We start from the raw sequence: 19279 nt of genomic DNA, 5'->3' as shown, positions 1-19279 counted from the left end.
CTGTTCCTAGTGCCTTTGCTCGTATTCTGCGCAGGCACGACGCTAATCATCGGACGCCGCAAGTTTCAACCTGACGAATGAGTGAGTATCTTCAATACACCATCCTTCTGGTTGTGTTTTACCTCCTGTATTTCCTCGTCTGGCCTTATCGGCTAAGAATACGTTGTGGCGTCGTATTGTTTGGCGTCGGCATGATTGCTAGCTTGGAGTTGCTCTTCAGGCGCAACCGATTCGAGGAGGACGCTTGAGTGCTGCCCATGTCTGACGTTACCCAGCTGTGCTACGCACTGATCCTGATTGCATTTATGGATCATTGCCTGAAACCCTATTTACTCCGCAAATGGCTGGGCCTGGCACTGATGACAGCCGCCGTTACGTTGCAATTTGTGCCGGGTGGCCTTTATTGGCATGAGTTGAATCTGAAACTGTTCCCTTTATTCGTATTGTTCGCGGGCATGACTCTGGTTAAGGGACGCCGCAAATTTCAACCGGACGAATGAACGAGCCTCTTCGACAGACCGTCATCCGCTAATTTGGGATCGGTCCTACCTTGATGTCGGAGTAGTACGACATACGCCCGAAGTTGATTTGGGCATCTTTCCCTGCACGTCGATGAGGTGCGCCTGGCGCGTCTGTATTACACAGGGAAGGTTGTTGTGCAGATCGAAAAAACCTATGAGTACGCCGGCAACTTCGGCATCGTTTTCCATGTCTCGCAAATTGTGGTCATGCCGGATGATCGCGCACGGCTGCGCGAGTTGCATATCAGCGAAGCAAAGGGGGCGCACTACCAGGTCAACACAATGCTCGTGGCGCTCTACGACAGAATGCAGGCCGGCAAGCGTGCTTGTGAGATGAAAGTCGCTGTTTCTCGAGCGTTGAGCCGTCAGCAAGCGGATAGGTTGAACGACCAGCGCCACACAGTGATAACTACTTTAGCCTCAGGTTTTGGCGGCTTAACCACTTGGCTGAGCAATCCATTGTTTGGAAAAGCCACCAACTCTGAATCAGGCGACTTCATAAGCGGCCGCTTACCCACCTACCATGCTGGAGATGTCATCGTCAGCCTCCAAGCTTCGGTGAGTGGCGGCATTGGCCCCCAACGTTCAGCCTCCTCAATGATCATTGAAAGTCGAGGCTGAAAAATACCATGTCAGAGTCCAATCAATTCTTCCTTGTCCTGGCGTTTTTCATCCTGATAGACCGTCTGATCAAGCCCTACAGGCCACGAAAATGGCTCGGTCTTACGTTCCTGGGTGGCGGCTTGCTGGGCAGGTTAACGCTGACCGAAAGCCATTGGCTTGGCTTTGACTTGCACCTCGTTTCACTCTTTGCCGTTGTCGGTGGGCTGGAGTTGTTCTTCAGGCGCCACCGATTCAATCCCGAACGCTGGGCCTGAGCAGGGCATACGCCATGTCTGCAATTACACAAATGTGCTTCGCAATGATCCTGATGTCCGTGGTGGACCACTGCCTGAAACCCTACCCGATCAGAAAGTGGCTGGGGATTTCGCTTTGGGGAGCCGGTATCTATGGCATGTTCGCATTCCCTGACACGTACTGGTACGGACTGGACATCTGGCTTGTGTCATTGCTCATATCAGGTTCCGGCTCCAGTTTATTCTTCAGGCGTCGCAGGTTTGACCACCTGGACTGAATGGCTCTTTACCCGCAACGCTCTGCGCCCTAAGCTGTCCCCTCACCCATCTCCCCGAGGTATTCGTCCAATGCGCCATTAATGCCGCCGTCTTTGCGACGGCCAGTCTTCAGCCCCTTTACGGGGACGTCGCGGGCATTTCATGGAGTTATGCATGACGAATACGTCGATCCTGACGCTGGACAGCGTCACCCTCGCCTTGCCGGATGGCAGGTTGTTGTTTTCCGATCTTGTCGAGACCTTCGACCAGCGCCGTACTGGCCTGGTCGGGCGCAATGGCGTGGGCAAGTCGTTGCTGGCGCACGTTTTGGCCGGGCGCTTGCCGCCCAGCGAAGGCCGCTGCCTGCGTCGTGGCCGGGTGCACTATGTGGGTCAGCATCTGGCCGATGCCGGTGCCACGGTGGCGGACCTGGCCCAGGTGCGCGAGGTGATCGATGCCCTGCTGCGCATCGAGGCCGGCAGCACCCAAACTGCGGACTTCGATTGCGTCGGCGAGCGCTGGGACATTCGCGAACGCCTGCAGGCGCAGCTTGATCAGCACGGCCTGGCACAGCTGAGCTGGGCGCACCGCGCAAAGACCCTGAGCGGCGGTCAGGCCATGCGCGTGGCGCTGCTCGGGGCTTTTGTCAGTGATGCCGATTACCTCATTCTCGACGAACCCAGCAACCATCTGGACGCCACCAGCCGTGAGGCGCTGATGACCCTGCTCGAGGGCTGGAACAAGGGCGTGCTGGTGATCAGTCATGATCGCGAGCTGCTTGAGCGCATGGAACGCATTGTCGAGCTGTCGCCCCTGGGCCTGAGCAGCTACGGCGGTAATTACAGCTTCTACGCCCAGTGCAAAAGCGCGCAGGCCGAGCAGGCCGAACGCACCCTGGACCGCCTCAAGCTCGAACGCCAACGCCAGGCCCGCGAGCTGCAGCAACAGCGCGAGCGCCTGCAGCGCCAGCAGTCTCGCGCCAGCAAGGCCGCGCGTTCGGCCAACCAGGCGAAGATCCTTCTCGACCGCCAGCAGCAACGCAGCGAAACCACTGCCGGCAAGCAGCAGCGTGATCATCAGGCGGCGCGCCTGGCCCTGAATACGCAGGTGCGCGATGCGGCGCAGCAGGTTGAAACTGCCTGCCCGATCGTGATCCATGCGCCCGCGCCGCGACAACCGAGCGGCAGTCAGGTAGTCGTACTTCAAGACCTGCAATTGCCCTTCGCCCATCAAGGGCTTGTCAATCTAAGCCTGTACAGCGGTGAACGCCTGGGCCTGATCGGGGCCAATGGCAGCGGTAAATCCACCTTGCTCAAGGTACTGGCCGGGCAACGGGCGCCGGCCGCAGGGACGTTTGAAGTACGCAGCGAAGTCGCCTTGCTCGACCAGCACTGCAGCCTGCTGCCCGCCGGGCAATCGGTGCTCGAGTACCTGCGCAGCGCCAGTGCCAATGCCAATGCCAATGAGAGCCTCCTGCGCACGCGCCTGGCGCAGCTGGGCCTGGGTGCTGAGCGCATCAACTTGCCCAGCGGCGTGCTCAGCGGCGGCGAGCGGCTCAAGGCAACCCTGGCCGGGGTGCTGTACCGCGACACCCCGGTGGGCCTGCTGTTACTCGACGAGCCGAGCAACCACCTCGACCTGCCCTCCCTCGCCGCCCTGGAAGCAATGCTGCGCCAGTATCGCGGGACCTTGCTGGTAGCGTCCCACGACCGGGTGTTCATGCAGCAACTGGCGCTGGACGGCTACCTGCAACTGGGCGAAGGCTCAGAACTGCACATCCGCGCTTGATTGCAGGCGGGCAAAGGCGCCGCCCAGGGTCAGGTTGTGGTGGGCGATGATCGCCTCGGCGGGCAAGCCAGGGGTGTCCATGCAGGTGTGGGCATCGCTGACCAGTACGACGTTGAAGCCAAGCTCGCGGGCAACCCGGCAGTTGGTGTCGACGCAGTACTGGGTCTTGAGGCCGACGATGATCAGTTCATCGATACCGGCTTCGCGCAGTTGATCGGCCAGCGTGGTGGCAAAGAAAGCACTGGGGCGGGTTTTATCGAAGACAGTGTCACGTGCGGGGTCGATCGCCAGGGCCGGCAACAACTGCCACGCGGGGCTGCCGGCGGCAATCGGCGAACCTTCGGGCCCGGTGTGGCGAACCGCAAAAACCGGTGCCTGGGCGTTATGCGCAGCGCCAATCAGGCTGTTGATCCGGTTGAGCACCTGCTCACCCTGCCAGGGCTGTTCGGGGCCATGGAACAAACCCACCTGCATATCCAGGACCAGCAGTGCGCGTTTTGCTTGCATCTTCATCTCTCCGTGATTGGCCAGCCCGGACGGAGAAAAGACAAGGCCCCGTCCATTGCTGGCGGGGCCTTGGATTACCTGCTGCCTAAGGTTAAGCAGCCGTACCCGCCCCGCGTATAGCGGTGGTAGTGGTACGCGACGAGGTCAGCAGGCAAATCTTCATAGCTCGATAATGCGCCCGGGCCAGACAGCGGTCAACGCTTGTTTTCCTCGGCCACGCTCAGGTGATCCAGCGGCAACGGGCCGTGCGGCTTGACGGTCTGGATGGCGAAGTTGCTGCGGATATCACTGACGCCGGGCAATTTGAGCAAGGTGTCGATGAGAAAGCGCTCGTAGCTGCGCAGGTCCGGCACCACCACTTGCAGGAGGAAGTCCGACTCGCCGGACACCAGGTGCGCGGCAATTACCTGCGGCAGCGCCAGCACCGCTTGCTGAAAGGCCTGGGCGGCCGGCTCGTGGTGGCGCTCGACCTTGACCCCGACGAACACCGTCAGGCCCAGGCCGACTTCATCGCGGTCCAGTTGCGCGGCGTAGCCCTTGATCAGCCCCGCCTCTTCCAGCAGCCGCACCCGGCGCAGGCACGGCGAGGGCGACAGGCCAATGGCTTCGGCCAGCTCGACATTGCTCAGGCGGGCATTGCGCTGCAGGGCATCGAGAATCTTGCGATCAAAAGCGTCGAGGGTGATTTTTAGCATGATCTTAATTCTGTACGGTAGATCGTGGCAGTTTATAGCAATACACCCCGGCAAAGACGCAATAATCGCAAGCACCTGCCAGGCCTTTCGCGCTTAGAATTTTCTCGTCCCGTTACTTGCGCAGGAGCCCGTCATGTCTCAATACAGCCTGTTTTGCGCCGCCTTGCTGGTGGTCTACCTGGTACCCGGCCCGGACATGTTCCTGCTGCTCAATACCGGCGCCAGCCAGGGCCGGCGCCAGGCCCTGGTGACCGCTCTGGGCCTGGCCTTCGCCCGCGCGGCGCACGTAACCCTGGCGGCGCTGGGCTTGGCCGCCCTGCTGCGCAGTCACCCCTGGGCGTTTGACCTGCTGAGCATTGCCGGCGGTATTTACCTGGCCTGGCTCGGCTGGCAATTGCTCTGCGCTCCGGTCGCACCGCTGCCGCCGCGTCACACCGGGGTGCAGCAGCGCGGGCGCTGGCAGGCGGCATTGCGCCAGGGCCTGCTGACCAACCTGCTCAACCCCAAGGCGCTGCTGTTCTGCTCGGTGCTGTTGCCGCAGTTCATCGACCCGCACGGCGCTGCGGTCGGCCAGCAGTTTGCCGTGCTCGGCACGGTGCTGGTGGTGGTCGGCCTGGGCTTTGATGCTCTCTATGCCCTGAGCGGCGATCGCCTGGGGCGCTGGCTTGCCGCCAGCCCCTGGAAGCAGAAACTGCAGAACCGGGTGTTCGGCACCCTGCTGATCGGCTTCGGCATGCGTCTGGCACTGCTGCGCCAGCTCGGTGGCTGAAGATTTTCACTGCGACCAAGGTCCAATCTATGACTGGGCGTTCCCGATCTGCACGGGATGTATTATCGTGGCCGAGTGCGCAATAAGAACCGCCTGCCTGAGCAGGCATCTGCAACCGAATCGAGGGTGCCATGAGTAACGAAAGCATTAACTGGGACAAGCTGGGCTTCGACTACATCAAGACCGACAAGCGCTACCTGTCCTATTTCCGTAACGGCGAGTGGGACAAGGGCACCCTGACCGAAGACAACCAGCTGCACATCAGCGAAGGCTCGACCGCGCTGCATTATGGCCAGCAATGCTTCGAGGGGATGAAGGCCTACCGCTGCAAGGACGGCTCGATCAACCTGTTCCGCCCGGACCAGAACGCCCTGCGCATGCAGCGCAGTTGCGACCGCCTGCTGATGCCGCAGGTGTCCACCGAACAGTTCATCGACGCCTGCAAGCAGGTGGTCAAGGCCAACGAGCGTTTCATTCCGCCGTACGGCAAGGGTGCGCTGTACCTGCGTCCGTTCGTCATCGGCGTGGGCGACAACATCGGCGTGCGGACCGCGCCGGAGTTCATCTTCTCGATCTTCGCCATCCCGGTCGGCTCGTACTTCAAGGGCGGCATGACCCCGCACAAGTTCCTGATTTCCGACTACGACCGCGCCGCGCCACAAGGCACCGGCGCTGCCAAGGTGGGCGGCAACTACGCAGCCAGCCTGCAGCCGGGCTACAAGGCCAAGCAAGCCGGCTTTGCCGACTGCATCTACCTTGACCCGCTGACCCACACCAAGATCGAGGAAGTCGGCTCGGCCAACTTCTTCGGCATCACCGCCAACAACGAGTTCATCACGCCGAAATCCGCGTCCGTGCTGCCGGGCATCACCCGCCTGTCGCTGATGGAACTGGCGCAATCGCGCCTGGGCCTGAAGGTCATCGAAGGCGACGTGCTGATCAACAACCTGGACCGCTTCGTCGAGGCTGGCGCCTGCGGTACCGCCGCGGTGATCACCCCGATCGGCGGCATCCAGTACGGCGACAAGCTGCATGTGTTCTACAGCGAAACCGAGGTTGGCCCGGTCACCCAGAAGCTCTACAGCGAGCTGACCGGCATCCAGAGCGGCGACATCGAAGGCCCGGCGGGCTGGGTTGTAAAAGTCGCCTGACCTGCAACAGGGGGCCGCGTTGCGGCCCATCGCCGGCAACGCCGGCTCCCACAGGGGCCGGTGCACGCCGGCCCATTGTGGCCCCTCCCCTAGATGAATTTTTCTTTAACCCGGGCACCGCCTATTCTTTGGCACAATCAAGTCTCTACCCGCCGCCCAGGTAAAAGCATGCCCCGCGTACTGACTATCGAAGACGACGCTGTCACCGCCCAGGAGATCGTCGCCGAGCTTTCCAGCCATGGCCTGGAAGTGGAATGGGCCGACAACGGCCGCGAAGGCCTGGCCAAGGCCATTGCCGGCGGTTACGACCTGATCACCCTGGACCGGATGCTTCCGGAAGTCGACGGCCTGACCATCGTCACCACCCTGCGCACCCTGAAGATCGCCACGCCGATCCTGATGATCAGCGCCCTCTCGGATGTCGACGAACGGGTCCGCGGCCTGCGCGCCGGCGGTGATGACTACTTGACCAAGCCGTTTGCCTCCGACGAAATGGCCGCCCGCGTCGAGGTGCTGTTGCGCCGTAACAGCGTGCCGCTGGCGCAGACCCGCCTGCAGGTCGCCGACCTTGAGCTGGACTTGATCAGCCACGAGGCCAAGCGCGGCGAGCAGACCCTCAACCTGCTGCCCACCGAGTACAAGCTGCTGGAATTTCTCATGCGTCATGCCGGCCAGGTCATTACCCGGATGATGATTTTCGAGGAAGTCTGGGGCTATCACTTCGACCCGGGCACCAACCTGATCGACGTGCATATCGGACGCTTGCGCAAGAAGATCGACGCCGCCGGCCAGACACCGCTGATTCGCACCGTGCGGGGCTCGGGCTATGCCATTGCCGAACCCGTCTAAGGGCTGGAGCTCGTCCACCAGCCGCCTGCTGGCGCTGTACAGCTTTCTGTTCGTGGCCTGGAGCAGCATCCTCATGGGGGTGCTGTACTTCGAGGTATCGGACTACCTGAACAAGCTCACCCGCCACTCCCTACTGCAGCGCCAGCACCTGTTCGCGCACATGAGCGGCAAGCAGCTCGATGACGCGCTGATTGCCAGCCAGGCCTTTGAAGAACGCAGTTTCGATGCCTATGGGCTGTTCGACGCGCAGTTCAATCCGCTCGGCGGGCAGATCCGCCAAGTACCGCCAGAGCTTGGCCTTGACGGCAAGATCCATGAACTGAGCCGCTGCCTGGACGCCGACGACCCGCACCTGCCCCGCGACAGCTGCGATGCGGTGGCGATCAAGGTTCGCGATGGCCGCTGGCTGCTGCTGGTGCGCGACAACGGTTCGCTGTTCGTGGTCACCCGGATCATCCTCCACGCCCTGCTCTGGGGCCTGTCGCTGACTATCATTCCCGGCATCGCCGGCTGGTACTTGCTGCGGCGCAGGCCGCTCAAGCGTATCCGCGCGATCCAGGCCAGCGCCGAGCAGATTGTTTCCGGCGACCTGACCCGGCGCCTGCCGCTGTCGGCGCGGCGCGACGAGCTGGACATGCTGGCGGCCATCGTCAACGCCATGCTCGACCGCATCGAGCGCCTGATGCATGAAGTCAAAGGCGTGTGCGACAACATCGCCCACGACCTGCGCACCCCGCTGACCCGCCTGCGCGCCCAGCTCTACCGCATTCGCCAGCAAGCCGGCGATGACTCGCCGCAAGCCGAGGCGCTGGAACAGGCGATTGGCGAGACCGACACGCTGATGGCGCGCTTTCGCGGGTTGCTGCGCATCAGCGAGCTGGAAGACCGCCAGCGCCGTGCAGGCTTCGTCGAGCTCGATCCGCATGGGCTGTTGCAGGAGCTGCATGACTTCTACCTGCCGCTGGCCGAAGACGGCGAGATTGGTTTGACCCTGGACATGCCCGAACAACTACCGGTGCTGCATGGTGACCGCGAGCTGCTGTTCGAGGCGCTGGCCAACCTGGTGGGCAACGCGATCAAGTTCACCCCGGCCCAGGGCCAGGTGCTGATGCGCGCACTGACAGATGCCAAGGGGCTGCATATCGAAGTACACGACAGCGGCCCGGGAATTCCCGTGGACGAGCGTGGGGCGGTGTTGAAGCGCTTTTATCGCAGTGAGGAAGGCCAGCGTCACCCGGGGTTCGGGCTGGGCCTGTCGATCGTTGCGGCGATCGTTGACCTGCATGGCTTTGAGCTGGAGGTCGGCGGGAGTGAGCTGGGTGGGGCGAAACTGGTGTTGCACTGCAGGACGGGTGTCGTCAGTTAGGGGCTCATCGCGGGGCAAGCCCGCTCCCACAGAGGATTGCAGTCTTCTGTGGGAGCGGGCTTGCCCCGCGATTGCTTAGTCAGCCAAGCGCCAGGTGGTGCCGCCCTTGCCGTCTTCCAGCACCACGCCCATGGCGGTCAGCTGGTCGCGGATGCGGTCGGATTCGGCCCAGTTCTTGTCGGTACGCGCTTGCAGGCGCGCCTGGATCAAGGCTTCAACTTCGCTGGCGTCGACCTTGCCTTCGGCGCCAGCGCGCAGGAAGTCATCGGCCTCAAGCTGCAGCACACCGAGCAGATCCCCCAGTTCGCGCAGGCGACCGGCCAGGCCGGCAGCAGCCTGTGGGTCGTTCTCGCGCAGGCGGTTGATCTCGCGCACCAGGTCGAACAACACGGCGCAGGCTTCGGGAGTGCCGAAGTCGTCATTCATCGCCGCGGTGAAACGCTCGACGTACTCTTCGCCACCTGCCGCAGCCACCCGCGGCAAGCCGCGCAGGGCGTGGTAAAAACGCTCCAGGGCACCCTTGGACTCGCGCAGGCTGTCTTCGGAGTAGTTGATCGAGCTGCGGTAGTGGCTCGACACCAGCAAGTAGCGCACCACCTCCGGGTGATACTTGTCGAGCACGTCGCGAATGGTGAAGAAGTTGTTCAAGGACTTGGACATCTTCTCGCCATTGATGCGAATCATGCCGCAGTGCATCCACGAATTGGCGTACTGCTTGCCGGTGGCTGCCTCGCTCTGGGCGATTTCGTTCTCGTGGTGCGGGAACTCCAGGTCGTTGCCACCGCCGTGGATGTCGAAGCTCTCGCCCAGGCAGCAGGTGGACATCACCGAGCACTCGATGTGCCAGCCCGGACGGCCCGCGCCCCATGGCGACTCCCAGCTCGGCTCGCCGGGCTTGACGCCCTTCCAGAGGACGAAGTCGAGCGGGTCCTGCTTGGCTTCGTCAACCTCGATACGCGCGCCGATGCGCAGGTCTTCGATCTTCTTGCGCGACAGCTTGCCGTAGCCGACGAACTTGCCGACCCGGTAGTACACGTCGCCGTTACCCGGCGCGTAGGCATAGCCCTTGTCGATCAGGGTCTGGATCATCGCGTGCATGCCGGCGATGTGGTCGGTGGCACGCGGCTCCTGGTCCGGCGGCAGGATGTTCAGGCGGCGCTCGTCTTCGTGCATCGCGTCGATCATGCGGGCGGTCAGGGCGTCGAAGCTTTCGCCGTTTTCGTTGGCCCGGTTGATGATCTTGTCATCGATGTCGGTGATGTTGCGCACATAGGTCAGGTCGTAGCCGCTGTAACGCAGCCAGCGGGTCACCAGGTCGAAGGCGACCATGCTGCGCCCGTGGCCCAGGTGGCAGAAGTCGTAGACGGTCATGCCGCAGACGTACATCCGCACCTTGTTGCCTTCAAGCGGTTTGAAGACTTCCTTGGTCTTGCTGAGCGTGTTGTAGATGGTAAGCACGAGAGTTCCTTAGCTGCCCCACGAATCGCGCAGGGTCACGGTGCGGTTGAACACCGGGCGACCCGGCTGGGAGTCTTTCAGGTCGGCGCAGAAGTAGCCTTCGCGCTCGAACTGGAAGCGGTCTTCTGGCTGGGCCTGGCCCAGGGAAGGTTCCGCACGACAACCGGTCAGCACCTGCAGCGAATCAGGATTGATGTTGTCAAGGAAGTTGCCGCCATCTTCGGTCTTCTCGGGGTTGGCCGAGCGGAACAGGCGGTCGTACAGGCGCACTTCGCATTCGACGCTGGCGTCAGCCGGCACCCAGTGGATCACGCCCTTGACCTTGCGGCCTTCGGGGTTCTTGCCCAGGGTGTCGGGATCGTACGAGCAGCGCAGCTCGACGATGTTGCCGTCGGCGTCCTTGATCGCCTCGTCGGCGCGGATCACGTAGCTGCCGCGCAGGCGCACTTCACCGGCCGGCTCAAGGCGCTTGTAGCCCTTGGGCGGCTCTTCCATGAAGTCGTCGCGGTCGATGAAGATTTCACGGGCAAATGGCAGTGCGCGCACGCCCATGTCTTCTTTGGGGTGGCGCGGCAGTTCGAGGTTCTCGACCTGGCCTTCAGGGTAATTGGTAATGACCACTTTCAGCGGGCGCAGCACGCACATGGCGCGTGGCGCGGTGCGGTCAAGGTCGTCACGGATGCTGAATTCGAGCATCGACATGTCGACCACGCCGTCGGAGCGGTTGGTGCCGACCATTTCGCAGAAGTTGCGGATCGACGCCGGGGTGTAACCACGACGGCGGAAACCCGACAGGGTCGACATGCGCGGGTCGTCCCAGCCGTTGACGTGCTGCTCGTCGACCAGTTGCTTGAGCTTGCGCTTGCTGGTGATGGTGTAGTTCAGGTTCAGGCGGCTGAACTCGTACTGGCGCGGCTTGGCCGGCACCGGCAGATTGTCGAGGAACCACTCGTACAGCGGGCGATGGCCTTCGAACTCGAGGGTGCAGATCGAGTGAGTGATGCCTTCGATGGCGTCCGACTGACCGTGGGTGAAGTCGTAGTTGGGGTAGATGCACCAGGCATCACCGGTCTGGTGGTGATGGGCATGACGGATGCGGTAGAGGATCGGGTCGCGCAGGTTCATGTTCGGCGAGGCCATGTCGATCTTGGCCCGCAGCACACGCTCGCCGTCCTTGAACTCGCCGGCTTTCATGCGCGCAAACAGGTCGAGGTTGTCTGCAACCGAGCGCTCGCGGAACGGGCTGTTCTGGCCCGGGGTGGTCAGGTTGCCACGGTATTCCTTGGCCTGCTCCGGGGTCAGGTCGCAGACGTAGGCCTTGCCGGCCTTGATCAGCTCGACCGCCCAGTCGTGCAACTGGTCGAAATATTGCGAAGCGTAGCGCACCGGGCCGGTCCACTCGAAGCCCAGCCACTTGATGTCGCTCTGGATCGCGTCGATGTACTCCTGGTCCTCTTTGGCCGGGTTGGTGTCATCGAAACGCAGGTGACAGGCCCCACCGAATTCCTGGGCCAGGCCGAAGTTCACGCAGATCGACTTGGCATGGCCGATGTGCAGGTAACCGTTGGGCTCTGGCGGGAAACGGGTGACGATGCTGCTGTGCTTGCCCGAGTCCAGGTCTGCCTGCACGATCGGACGCAGGAAGTTCGCAGGGATGGCGGGAGCGCCTTTGGCAGCGGCGTTGGGAGCGGTGTCGGCAGTGGGCTTGCTCATAGGATCCTTGAATACGGGGTGCACGGCCTGGGTAGGCCGACTGAATCAAAGCGCTTATCATAGCCGAAGCGGTCGAGCTGCCGACAGGTCAAATAGCAGCTTCAAGCTACAAGCAACACGCTTCAAGACGAACGCAGTGCGCTTTTTCTTGCAGCTTGCCACTTGAAGCTTGAAGCTACACCACCGCAAAACCCCCGAACAGAGCGAGTTTCAAGCATGTCCAAAGTCAAACTGACTACCAACCACGGCGACATCGTCATCGAGCTGAACGCCGAGAAAGCCCCGATCACCGTGGCCAACTTCATCGAATACGTTAACGCTGGCCACTACAGCAACACCGTATTCCACCGTGTAATCAAGGGTTTCATGATCCAGGGCGGCGGTTTTGAGCCAGGCATGAACGAGAAGCGTGACAAGCGTGCCAGCATCCAGAACGAAGCTGACAACGGCCTGAAGAACGACAAGTACACCATCGCCATGGCTCGCACCATGGAGCCGCACTCGGCCTCGGCGCAGTTCTTCATCAATGCCTCGAACAACGACTTCCTCAACCACAGCGGCAAGAACGTGCAGGGTTGGGGTTACGCGGTATTCGGCAAAGTGACCGAAGGTACTGAGGTTGTCGACGCCATCGAGAAAGTCGCCACCGGTTCCAAGTCCGGTCACCAGGACGTGCCGAAGGACGACGTGATCATCGAGAAAGCCGAGATCATTGAGTGATACTGCTGATCTCTGATCTGCACCTGCAAGAAGAACGCCCGGACATCACCCGGGCGTTTGTTGATCTGCTCGACGGTCGCGCGCGGCACGCCGAGGCGCTGTACATCCTCGGCGATTTTTTCGAGGCATGGATCGGCGACGACGCCATGACGCCCTTCCAGACCTCGATCTGCCAGGCCCTGCGCGCCTTGAGCGACAGCGGCACGCAGGTCTTTGTGATGCACGGTAACCGCGACTTCCTGCTCGGCCAGGCCTTTTGCAAGGCCGCTGGCTGCACCCTGCTGGCCGACCCGAGCGTGGTCGAGATGGGCGGCGAGCCGGTGTTGCTGATGCACGGCGACAGCCTGTGCACCCGCGACCTGGCCTACATGAAAATGCGCCGCTACCTGCGCAACCCGTTGAGCCTGTGGATTCTTCGGCATCTGCCGCTGAGCACCCGGCAGAAGCTTGCACGCAAGCTGCGAAGCGAAAGCCGGGCACAGACGCGGATGAAGGCCAACGACATTGTCGACGTGACCGCCGAAGAAGTGCCGCGGATCATGCAGCAATACGGTGTGCGCACCCTGGTGCATGGCCACACCCATCGACCGGCGATTCACAAGCTGGTGGTTGGCGATCAACCGGCGCGGCGTATCGTGCTGGGCGATTGGGACCGGCAAGGCTGGGCGCTGGAGGTGGACGAGCAAGGGTTTCAACTGCAGCCTTTTGCTTTTCCCTGACAGGCCCAATCGCTGGCAAGGCCAGCTCCCACAAGGTTCCTGTGGGAGCCGGCCTTGCCGGCGATGCTTCTACTTCAGTGCCCCGCCGACGCCGGCCCGGCCTTGGCCGCAAACGGCGGCTTGGCCAGCCACACCAGCAATATCAAGCCTGCGAAAATCCAGCCCATCAGGGTGAAATAATCCACCGTCGACATCATGTACGCCTGACTGCTGAGCATCCGCTCCAGCTGCGCATACGACTGCCCGCTCGCCCCGCCCAGCTGGTTCAGCGCCTCGCGGGTCGCAGGTTCGTAGGTGCTGATGTTCTCGCTCAGGTAGGCATGGTGCTGGTCGGCCCGGCGAATCCAGATCCAGGTGGTCAGTGACGCGGCAAAACTGCCGCCCAGGGTCCGCAGGAAGGTCGCCAGCCCCGAGCCGTCGGCGATCTGGTGCGGCGGCAGGTCGGAGAGCAGGATGCTCAAGGTCGGCATGAAGAACAGCGCCACGCCGATCCCCATGAACAGCTGCACCAGGGCGATGTGCTGGAAGTCCACCTCGTTGGTGAAACCGGCACGCATGAAGCAACTGGCGCCAATCGCCAGGAACGCCAGCCCCGCCAGCACACGCAGGTCGAACTTGTGCGCGTACTTGCCGACAAACGGCGACATCAGCACCGGCAACAGGCCGATCGGCGCCACCGCCAGGCCCGCCCAGGTGGCGGTGTAGCCCATCTGCGTCTGCAGCCACTGCGGCAGGATCAGGTTGATGCCGAAGAACCCGGCATAGCCGCCGACCAGCACGATGGTGCCGATGCGAAAGTTGCGGTGCACGAACAGGCGCAGGTTCACCACCGGGTGTTTGTCGGTCAGTTCCCAGATGATGAATACCGCGAGGAACACCACCGAGATCAGGCTGCCAATGACGATGAAACCGGACTCAAACCAGTCCAGGTCATTGCCCTTGTCGAGCACGATCTGCAAGGCACCGACGCCGATGATCAGGCTCAGCAGGCCGATGTAGTCCATCGGCTGGCGGCTGGTGCTGACCGGGCGTGTGCGCATCTGCTGGCGCACCACAGCGGCGGCGAACAGGCCGATCGGCACGTTGATGAAGAAGATCCACGGCCAGCTGTAGCTGTCGGTGATCCAGCCGCCGAGAATCGGCCCGGCAATCGGCGCCACCACCGTAACCATGGCCAATAACGCCAGGGCCATGCCGCGCTTGGCCGGCGGATAGACTGCGATCAGCAGGGTCTGGGTCATCGGATACAGCGGCCCGGCAACGATGCCCTGGAGCACGCGAAAGCCGACCAGCTCGGGCATCGACTGGGCAATGCCGCAGAGGAACGACGCCAGCACGAACAGCAGCGTGGCCCAGATGAACAGCTTGACCTCACCGAAGCGCCGGCTCAGCCAGCCGGTCAGCGGCAAGGCAATGGCGTTGCTCACCGCAAACGAGGTGATGACCCAGGTGCCCTGCTCAGAGCTGACGCCGAGGTTGCCGGAAATGGTCGGCAACGCCACGTTGGCGATGGTGGTGTCGAGCACCTGCATGAAGGTCGCCAACGACAGGCCGATGGTGGTCAGCAACAGGCTTGGCGGGGTAAAGGAAGCCTGATTGGCGCTCATCGCTGCGCCGTCTTGCTGGAACCGGCACTGTTGTCATGGATCAGCTTGCTGATCAGGCGATCGGCTTCGACCAGCTGACGGTCGTACACCTGGGTGGCGAACGAGGCCTTCTGCGGCGGCTGCTGGGCCAGCACCGGGCCGCTCTGGTCATGCAGATCGACCTCGACCTGGGTCGACAGGCCGATGCGCAGCGGGTGCTTGGCCAACTGCTCGGCATTGATATGAATGCGCACCGGCACGCGCTGGACGATCTTGATCCAGTTGCCGGTGGCGTTCTGCGCCGGCAGCAGGGCAAAGGCGCTGCCGGTGCCGGCGCCGAGGCTGTCGATGGTGCCGCTGTACTTGACGTCGCTGCCGTACAGGTCGGCAACGATGTCTACCGGCTGGCCGATGCGCATGTTGCGCAGCTGGGTTTCCTTGAAGTTGGCGTCGATCCACAGCTGGTCCAGGGGGATCACCGCCATGGTCGCAGTGCCCGGTTGCAGGCGCTGGCCCAGTTGCACGGTGCGCTTGGCGACGTAGCCGGTGACCGGCGCCACCAGGGTGGTGCGGGCGTTGTTCAGGTAGGCCTGGCGCAGCTCGGCGGCCGCGGCCATCACCTCGGGGTGCGACGACACCACGGTGTCATCGACCAGCGCCGCGGTGGTGTTGAGTTGCTGTTTAGCATCATTCAAGGCGCTTTGCGCCGAAGACAGGTCGTCACGGGCGTGGGACAGCTCTTCTTTGGAGATCGCCCCACCGGCGGCCAGGGTCTGGCGCCGGTTGAAGTTCTCCTGAGCTTTTTTCAGCTCGGCCTGGCGCGCGGCCACCTGGGCCTTCTTGCCATCGACGTTGCTGTACAGGCCACGCACCTGGCGCACCGCACGCGCCAGCTTGGCCTCGGCGGCCTGCAGGCCGACCTCGGCATCGCTGGGGTCGAATTCGAGCAGCATCTGGCCTTCGTGGACCAGGTCGCCATCGTCAGCGCCGATGCTGACCACGGTGCCGGTGACCAGCGGGGTGATTTCCACCACGTTGCCGTTGACATAGGCATCGTCGGTCTCTTCGCTCCAGCGCCCGTACAGCTCGTGCCAGGCCCAGACGCCAGCGCCGGCGACGACGATCAGCAACGCCAGGGCCAACAGCCAGGTCTTGCGCTTGCGCTGGTTGTTGAGATCCTGCGTGGTGTCGTGCGCAGAAGAAGTAGTGGCCATTGTTAATACCTTGGCTGAGTGAATAGGTGAAATGGGCGCTTACTTGGCGCCTAAGCGCATGGCCGCCAGGGTGTCGCCGGAGGCCAGCAGCACCTTGCTCAGAATCGCTTCGAGGGTGGCCAGCTCGCCGGGCTCGAGCACGCCGAGCAGTTCGTTCATCGCTGCGGCGCCAATCTCTGGCAAGCGGTCGGCCAGTTTCTGCCCCTCTTCGCTGAGGCCCAGGCGAATCTGCCGACGGTCGTCAGGGCAACGGCGGCGCACGATCAGGTCTTTCTGTTCGAGACGGTCGAGCATGCGCGTCATCGAACCGCTGTCCACCGACAGGTAGCGGCACAGCTCGGCCGGGGTGTCGACGCCGTACTGGGCGACGATGATCAGCACCTTGAACTGCGCGGCAGTCACGCCGTAAGGCTGCATGTGGCTGTCGATGATGCGGTCTTTGACCAGCGCGGTGCGGCCCAGAAGCATGCCGAGGGTGCAGTTCTGGAAGTTTTCCGGGGTGTAGTGCTGCATGGACACAGATACCTGCTTAGGCAGTAAGTTACACAATGTTACTGCTTAGGCAGCTAACGTCAAGGCATTAATTAGCTTGCTTATTATTTTGTCGATAGAAGGCAATCGCGGCGACCCGACTTGCCCCGCGATCAGGCATTCAAAAGAAGTGATTAATCAGGCCGGCACGCCGCTATGAAAGCGGAACTCTTCATCCGGGCTGCTGATCAGGTCGGCCTCGACCGCCCTGACCTTCTCCACCACCCGCTCGATATCTGCCGCATCGCCGTACTGATGGGCAAGCTTGAGGTAACCCTGGTAATGCCGCGCTTCACTGTTGAGCAGGCCGTGATAGAACTTGCCCAGCTCCTCGTCCAGGTGCGGCACCAGCGCGGCAAAGCGCTCGCAGCTGCGCGCTTCAATAAAGGCACCGACCACCAGGGTGTCGACCAGCTTCACCGGCTCATGGGTGCGCACCACCCGGCGCAGGCCCGAGGCATAGCGCCCGGCCGACAACGGCCGCAGGGCGATCTTGCGCCGCTTCATCAAGCGCAGCACCTGCTCGTGGTGCACCAGCTCTTCGCGGGCCAGACGCGACATCATGTTGATCAGATCCAGGTGCGTGTTGTACTTGGCCATCAGGCTCAACGCGGTGCTGGCGGCCTTGAACTCGCAGTTCTTGTGATCGATCAGCAGGGTTTCCTGGTCGGCGAGCGCCGCCTGGACCCAGGCGTCAGGGGTACGGCATCCAAGGAAGGCTTCGATTTCGGGGATAAGGGACATAGGCTCACAAACAGGCAGGGCAAACGGCAAGACCGGCGATTATACCGGCAGCAGCGCCGATCACCAGTGAACTATGCTTGATACATATCAACGCCCGTTGCAGTTGGCGCCGACTATAGTCAGGCATTGGCCGCCATTTATGAAGGGAGTTCACGCTCATGCAAGAAGTACGCAGCATCCTGGTGGTACTGGACCCGGACCACGCCCACAGCCGGGCGCTGACCCGGGCCAAACTGATCGCCGGGGTCACCGGCGCACGCCTGCACCTGCTGATGTGCGACAAGAAGCAGGACCATAGCGCCCTGCTCAGCCTGCTGGCCAGCCAGCTGCATGATGATGGCTACGACAACGTGACCCATGAGCAGGCCTGGCACGACACCCTGCATGACTCGATCATCAGTGTGCAGCAGGCCGAAGGCTGCCAGCTGGTGATCAAGGAGCACCGCCCGGACAACCCGCTCAAGCGCGCCCTGCTCACCCCCAGCGACTGGAAGCTGCTGCGCCAGTGCCCGTGCGCGGTGCTGATGGTCAAGAGCGAGCGGCCCTGGACCGGCGGGGTGATTCTCGCCGCAGTCGACGTCGGCAACCACGACGAGGCCCATCGCCTGCTGCACACCAGCATCATCGATCATGGCTACGCGATCGCAAGCCTGGCCAAGGGCGAGTTGCACGTGATCAGCGCCCATCCGTCGCCGATGCTGTCGGCGTCCGACCCGGTGTATCAGCTCAAGGACACCATCGAGCGCAAATACCGCGAGGAGTGCGCGGCGTTCCAGGCCGAGTTCGATATCAGCAATGAGCGCCTGCATGTTGCCGAAGGCCCGGCCGATGTGCTGATTCCGTATACGGCGAAAAAGTACGAAGCGGCGGTGACGGTGATTGGCACCGTAGCCCGCACCGGGATTTCCGGGGCGCTGATCGGCAACACCGCAGAGGTGGTGCTCGATGCGCTGGAGTGTGATGTGCTGGTGCTCAAGACCGAGGAAGTCAAGGTGCATCTGACGGAACTGGCCAGGGGCTGAGGGCCTCATCGCGGGTCAAGCCCGCTCCTACAGGAGCAGGCTTGACCACCTACCCCAAGGCGTCCTTGAGAAACCCCGGCGCGATATAGCGCTGGTAATGGGCTTCGGACAGCAAGAAGAATTCCCGATCAATGGCATCGCGCAGCTCGGGCAGCTCCCAGTCGCGAAACTCCGGCAGCAGCACCATGCCGTAGGCCTCCAGCTCGCGGATCACCCGCGCCCCGCGTGCAATCAGTTGATAAGCCCAGCAATACTCGGACTGGTGCGCTACGAAGCGGATCTTGCGCTGCTCCAGTTGCTGGCGCAGGCGCGTGGCATCAAAGACTTCAAGTTTGGCCACCATGACCTGCACCAGCAATTGCTCCAGGCGCAGCCACACCGCACGCTTTTCATCTTCGTTGTAGCCGTTCCAGTTGATCACTTCATGGTGAAAACGCTTGCAGCCACGGCACACCAAGTCCCCGTAAACCGTGGAGCAGAGGCCGACGCAAGGCGTTTTAATTGACTGATTGGACATGAAAAAACCGACAGCTTGGCGGTGGAACAGGTTGCCATGTTAGCCCTTTGTCTAACGAGGGTCACCCGCTAAAGTCATCCAGCGCGCCTTACCTTTATCCACTTTTTACCGTAGAATCATCCGGCCTTTTTAAGGCAGCAATGTCCGTTAGAAGCTGTTTTCAAAGCGTCACGAGCACAGTTCATCCGGTAGAACGGCGTTGGCCCGGGATATTCGCTTCACGCATGTCCCGTGCCAGCCCTCATCAGCCTCCGTTCTACAGGCGTAAAACTTTGAAAGCAGCTTCTGTAAGGA

Annotated in this window: 20 protein-coding genes; 11 read left to right on the top strand and 9 right to left on the bottom strand. The window is 62.2% G+C overall.

Annotated elements, in window-relative coordinates; all coding sequences use genetic code 11:
* Positions 1-257: 257 nt before the first annotated feature.
* The 4 genes from ABIE20_RS16590 (at position 258) to ABIE20_RS16575 (ending at position 3424) form a co-directional block, all read left to right on the top strand.
* A complete protein-coding gene (locus ABIE20_RS16590) occupies positions 258-500 on the top strand; it encodes a hypothetical protein (RefSeq protein WP_195884633.1) in 243 nt (80 codons plus the stop codon).
* A gap of 156 nt (positions 501-656) precedes the next feature.
* The gene (locus ABIE20_RS16585; RefSeq protein WP_429505982.1) at positions 657-1142 is read left to right on the top strand and encodes a hypothetical protein; all 486 of its coding nucleotides are present in this window, start codon (positions 657-659) and stop codon (positions 1140-1142) included.
* Between the two features lie 8 nt (positions 1143-1150).
* Positions 1151-1399 (top strand): hypothetical protein, encoded by a 249-nt coding sequence (locus ABIE20_RS16580; protein WP_093381016.1) that lies wholly within the window; start codon positions 1151-1153, stop codon positions 1397-1399.
* A 411-nt stretch (positions 1400-1810) separates the two neighbouring features.
* A complete protein-coding gene (locus tag ABIE20_RS16575; protein WP_429505979.1) occupies positions 1811-3424 on the top strand; it encodes an ABC-F family ATP-binding cassette domain-containing protein in 1614 nt (537 codons plus the stop codon).
* Here ABIE20_RS16575 and ABIE20_RS16570 read toward each other — a convergent pair.
* Together ABIE20_RS16570 and ABIE20_RS16565 are read right to left on the bottom strand one after the other, a co-directional pair.
* A complete protein-coding gene (locus tag ABIE20_RS16570) occupies positions 3401-3931 on the bottom strand; it encodes a cysteine hydrolase family protein (protein WP_429505977.1) in 531 nt (176 codons plus the stop codon). The two genes, ABIE20_RS16575 and ABIE20_RS16570, sit on opposite strands and share 24 nt — an antisense overlap.
* Positions 3932-4125: 194 nt before the next feature.
* Complete coding sequence (locus ABIE20_RS16565) at positions 4126-4617, bottom strand: Lrp/AsnC family transcriptional regulator (protein ID WP_429506055.1); 492 nt, start codon at positions 4615-4617, stop codon at positions 4126-4128.
* Between the two features lie 142 nt (positions 4618-4759).
* On the opposite strand from ABIE20_RS16565, the gene ABIE20_RS16560 reads away from it, so the two are divergent.
* From ABIE20_RS16560 to ABIE20_RS16545, 4 genes are all read left to right on the top strand, one after another.
* The gene (locus ABIE20_RS16560) at positions 4760-5395 is read left to right on the top strand and encodes a LysE family translocator (RefSeq protein WP_429505976.1); all 636 of its coding nucleotides are present in this window, start codon (positions 4760-4762) and stop codon (positions 5393-5395) included.
* A 131-nt stretch (positions 5396-5526) separates the two neighbouring features.
* A complete protein-coding gene (locus ABIE20_RS16555) occupies positions 5527-6546 on the top strand; it encodes a branched-chain amino acid aminotransferase (protein WP_429505975.1) in 1020 nt (339 codons plus the stop codon).
* A gap of 168 nt (positions 6547-6714) precedes the next feature.
* Complete coding sequence (locus ABIE20_RS16550) at positions 6715-7395, top strand: response regulator transcription factor (RefSeq protein ID WP_115086207.1); 681 nt, start codon at positions 6715-6717, stop codon at positions 7393-7395.
* Positions 7373-8761, top strand: a complete 1389-nt coding sequence (locus tag ABIE20_RS16545) for a sensor histidine kinase (RefSeq protein WP_429505973.1) — start codon at positions 7373-7375, stop codon at positions 8759-8761. Before ABIE20_RS16550 ends, ABIE20_RS16545 begins: the two co-directional genes overlap by 23 nt.
* Before the next feature lie 75 nt (positions 8762-8836).
* Here the strand turns inward: ABIE20_RS16545 and cysS are convergent, their stop codons facing one another.
* Both cysS and ABIE20_RS16535 read right to left on the bottom strand, forming a co-directional pair.
* Complete coding sequence (cysS, locus tag ABIE20_RS16540; protein WP_429505972.1) at positions 8837-10219, bottom strand: cysteine--tRNA ligase; 1383 nt, start codon at positions 10217-10219, stop codon at positions 8837-8839.
* A gap of 9 nt (positions 10220-10228) precedes the next feature.
* The gene (locus ABIE20_RS16535) at positions 10229-11932 is read right to left on the bottom strand and encodes a glutamine--tRNA ligase/YqeY domain fusion protein (RefSeq protein ID WP_429505970.1); all 1704 of its coding nucleotides are present in this window, start codon (positions 11930-11932) and stop codon (positions 10229-10231) included.
* A 216-nt stretch (positions 11933-12148) separates the two neighbouring features.
* Here ABIE20_RS16535 and ABIE20_RS16530 point away from each other — a divergent pair, with 216 nt between their 5' ends.
* Positions 12149-12652: a peptidylprolyl isomerase gene (locus ABIE20_RS16530; RefSeq protein ID WP_045194699.1), complete on the top strand. Its 504-nt coding sequence runs from the start codon at positions 12149-12151 to the stop codon at positions 12650-12652.
* Positions 12649-13371 carry a UDP-2,3-diacylglucosamine diphosphatase gene (gene lpxH, locus ABIE20_RS16525; RefSeq protein WP_045194702.1) on the top strand — a complete coding sequence of 241 codons (723 nt, stop codon included), beginning with the start codon at positions 12649-12651 and terminating at the stop codon, positions 13369-13371. Before ABIE20_RS16530 ends, lpxH begins: the two co-directional genes overlap by 4 nt.
* A gap of 74 nt (positions 13372-13445) precedes the next feature.
* Here the strand turns inward: lpxH and ABIE20_RS16520 are convergent, their stop codons facing one another.
* The 4 genes from ABIE20_RS16520 to ABIE20_RS16505 all read right to left on the bottom strand — a co-directional run bounded on the left by ABIE20_RS16520 (position 13446) and on the right by ABIE20_RS16505 (position 17446).
* Positions 13446-14978 (bottom strand): DHA2 family efflux MFS transporter permease subunit, encoded by a 1533-nt coding sequence (locus ABIE20_RS16520; RefSeq protein WP_429505968.1) that lies wholly within the window; start codon positions 14976-14978, stop codon positions 13446-13448.
* A complete protein-coding gene (locus tag ABIE20_RS16515; RefSeq protein WP_429505966.1) occupies positions 14975-16171 on the bottom strand; it encodes an HlyD family efflux transporter periplasmic adaptor subunit in 1197 nt (398 codons plus the stop codon). Before ABIE20_RS16515 ends, ABIE20_RS16520 begins: the two co-directional genes overlap by 4 nt.
* A 39-nt stretch (positions 16172-16210) precedes the next feature.
* Positions 16211-16684, bottom strand: coding sequence for a MarR family winged helix-turn-helix transcriptional regulator (locus ABIE20_RS16510; protein ID WP_429505965.1), 474 nt, complete (start codon positions 16682-16684; stop codon positions 16211-16213).
* 156 nt (positions 16685-16840) lie between these two features.
* Positions 16841-17446 (bottom strand): tRNA-(ms[2]io[6]A)-hydroxylase, encoded by a 606-nt coding sequence (locus ABIE20_RS16505; RefSeq protein WP_429505963.1) that lies wholly within the window; start codon positions 17444-17446, stop codon positions 16841-16843.
* 158 nt (positions 17447-17604) lie between these two features.
* Between ABIE20_RS16505 and ABIE20_RS16500 the strand changes: the two genes are divergently transcribed.
* Positions 17605-18468, top strand: a complete 864-nt coding sequence (locus ABIE20_RS16500) for a universal stress protein (RefSeq protein ID WP_429505962.1) — start codon at positions 17605-17607, stop codon at positions 18466-18468.
* Between the two features lie 49 nt (positions 18469-18517).
* Here the strand turns inward: ABIE20_RS16500 and ABIE20_RS16495 are convergent, their stop codons facing one another.
* Positions 18518-18985 carry a DUF1289 domain-containing protein gene (locus ABIE20_RS16495; protein WP_429505961.1) on the bottom strand — a complete coding sequence of 156 codons (468 nt, stop codon included), beginning with the start codon at positions 18983-18985 and terminating at the stop codon, positions 18518-18520.
* Positions 18986-19279: the final 294 nt, after the last annotated feature.

It is taken from the genome of Pseudomonas sp. 2835 (assembly GCF_050435905.1).
Lineage (GTDB): Bacteria > Pseudomonadota > Gammaproteobacteria > Pseudomonadales > Pseudomonadaceae > Aquipseudomonas.
This window is presented reverse-complemented; position numbering and strand designations above follow the sequence as displayed.

What these genes read in the sequence shown, in the direction of transcription:
- ABIE20_RS16590 (WP_195884633.1), top strand. Translation starts at nt 258, where the DNA reads ATGTCTGACGTTACCCAGCTGTGCTACGCACTGATCCTGATTGCATTT.
- ABIE20_RS16580 (WP_093381016.1), top strand. Translation starts at nt 1,151, where the DNA reads ATGTCAGAGTCCAATCAATTCTTCCTTGTCCTGGCGTTTTTCATCCTG.
- ABIE20_RS16575 (WP_429505979.1), top strand. Translation starts at nt 1,811, where the DNA reads ATGACGAATACGTCGATCCTGACGCTGGACAGCGTCACCCTCGCCTTG.
- ABIE20_RS16570 (WP_429505977.1), bottom strand. Translation starts at nt 3,931, where the DNA reads ATGCAAGCAAAACGCGCACTGCTGGTCCTGGATATGCAGGTGGGTTTG.
- ABIE20_RS16560 (WP_429505976.1), top strand. Translation starts at nt 4,760, where the DNA reads ATGTCTCAATACAGCCTGTTTTGCGCCGCCTTGCTGGTGGTCTACCTG.
- ABIE20_RS16555 (WP_429505975.1), top strand. Translation starts at nt 5,527, where the DNA reads ATGAGTAACGAAAGCATTAACTGGGACAAGCTGGGCTTCGACTACATC.
- ABIE20_RS16550 (WP_115086207.1), top strand. Translation starts at nt 6,715, where the DNA reads ATGCCCCGCGTACTGACTATCGAAGACGACGCTGTCACCGCCCAGGAG.
- ABIE20_RS16545 (WP_429505973.1), top strand. Translation starts at nt 7,373, where the DNA reads ATGCCATTGCCGAACCCGTCTAAGGGCTGGAGCTCGTCCACCAGCCGC.
- ABIE20_RS16535 (WP_429505970.1), bottom strand. Translation starts at nt 11,932, where the DNA reads ATGAGCAAGCCCACTGCCGACACCGCTCCCAACGCCGCTGCCAAAGGC.
- ABIE20_RS16530 (WP_045194699.1), top strand. Translation starts at nt 12,149, where the DNA reads ATGTCCAAAGTCAAACTGACTACCAACCACGGCGACATCGTCATCGAG.
- ABIE20_RS16520 (WP_429505968.1), bottom strand. Translation starts at nt 14,978, where the DNA reads ATGAGCGCCAATCAGGCTTCCTTTACCCCGCCAAGCCTGTTGCTGACC.
- ABIE20_RS16515 (WP_429505966.1), bottom strand. Translation starts at nt 16,171, where the DNA reads ATGGCCACTACTTCTTCTGCGCACGACACCACGCAGGATCTCAACAAC.
- ABIE20_RS16510 (WP_429505965.1), bottom strand. Translation starts at nt 16,684, where the DNA reads ATGCAGCACTACACCCCGGAAAACTTCCAGAACTGCACCCTCGGCATG.
- ABIE20_RS16505 (WP_429505963.1), bottom strand. Translation starts at nt 17,446, where the DNA reads ATGTCCCTTATCCCCGAAATCGAAGCCTTCCTTGGATGCCGTACCCCT.
- ABIE20_RS16500 (WP_429505962.1), top strand. Translation starts at nt 17,605, where the DNA reads ATGCAAGAAGTACGCAGCATCCTGGTGGTACTGGACCCGGACCACGCC.
- ABIE20_RS16495 (WP_429505961.1), bottom strand. Translation starts at nt 18,985, where the DNA reads ATGTCCAATCAGTCAATTAAAACGCCTTGCGTCGGCCTCTGCTCCACG.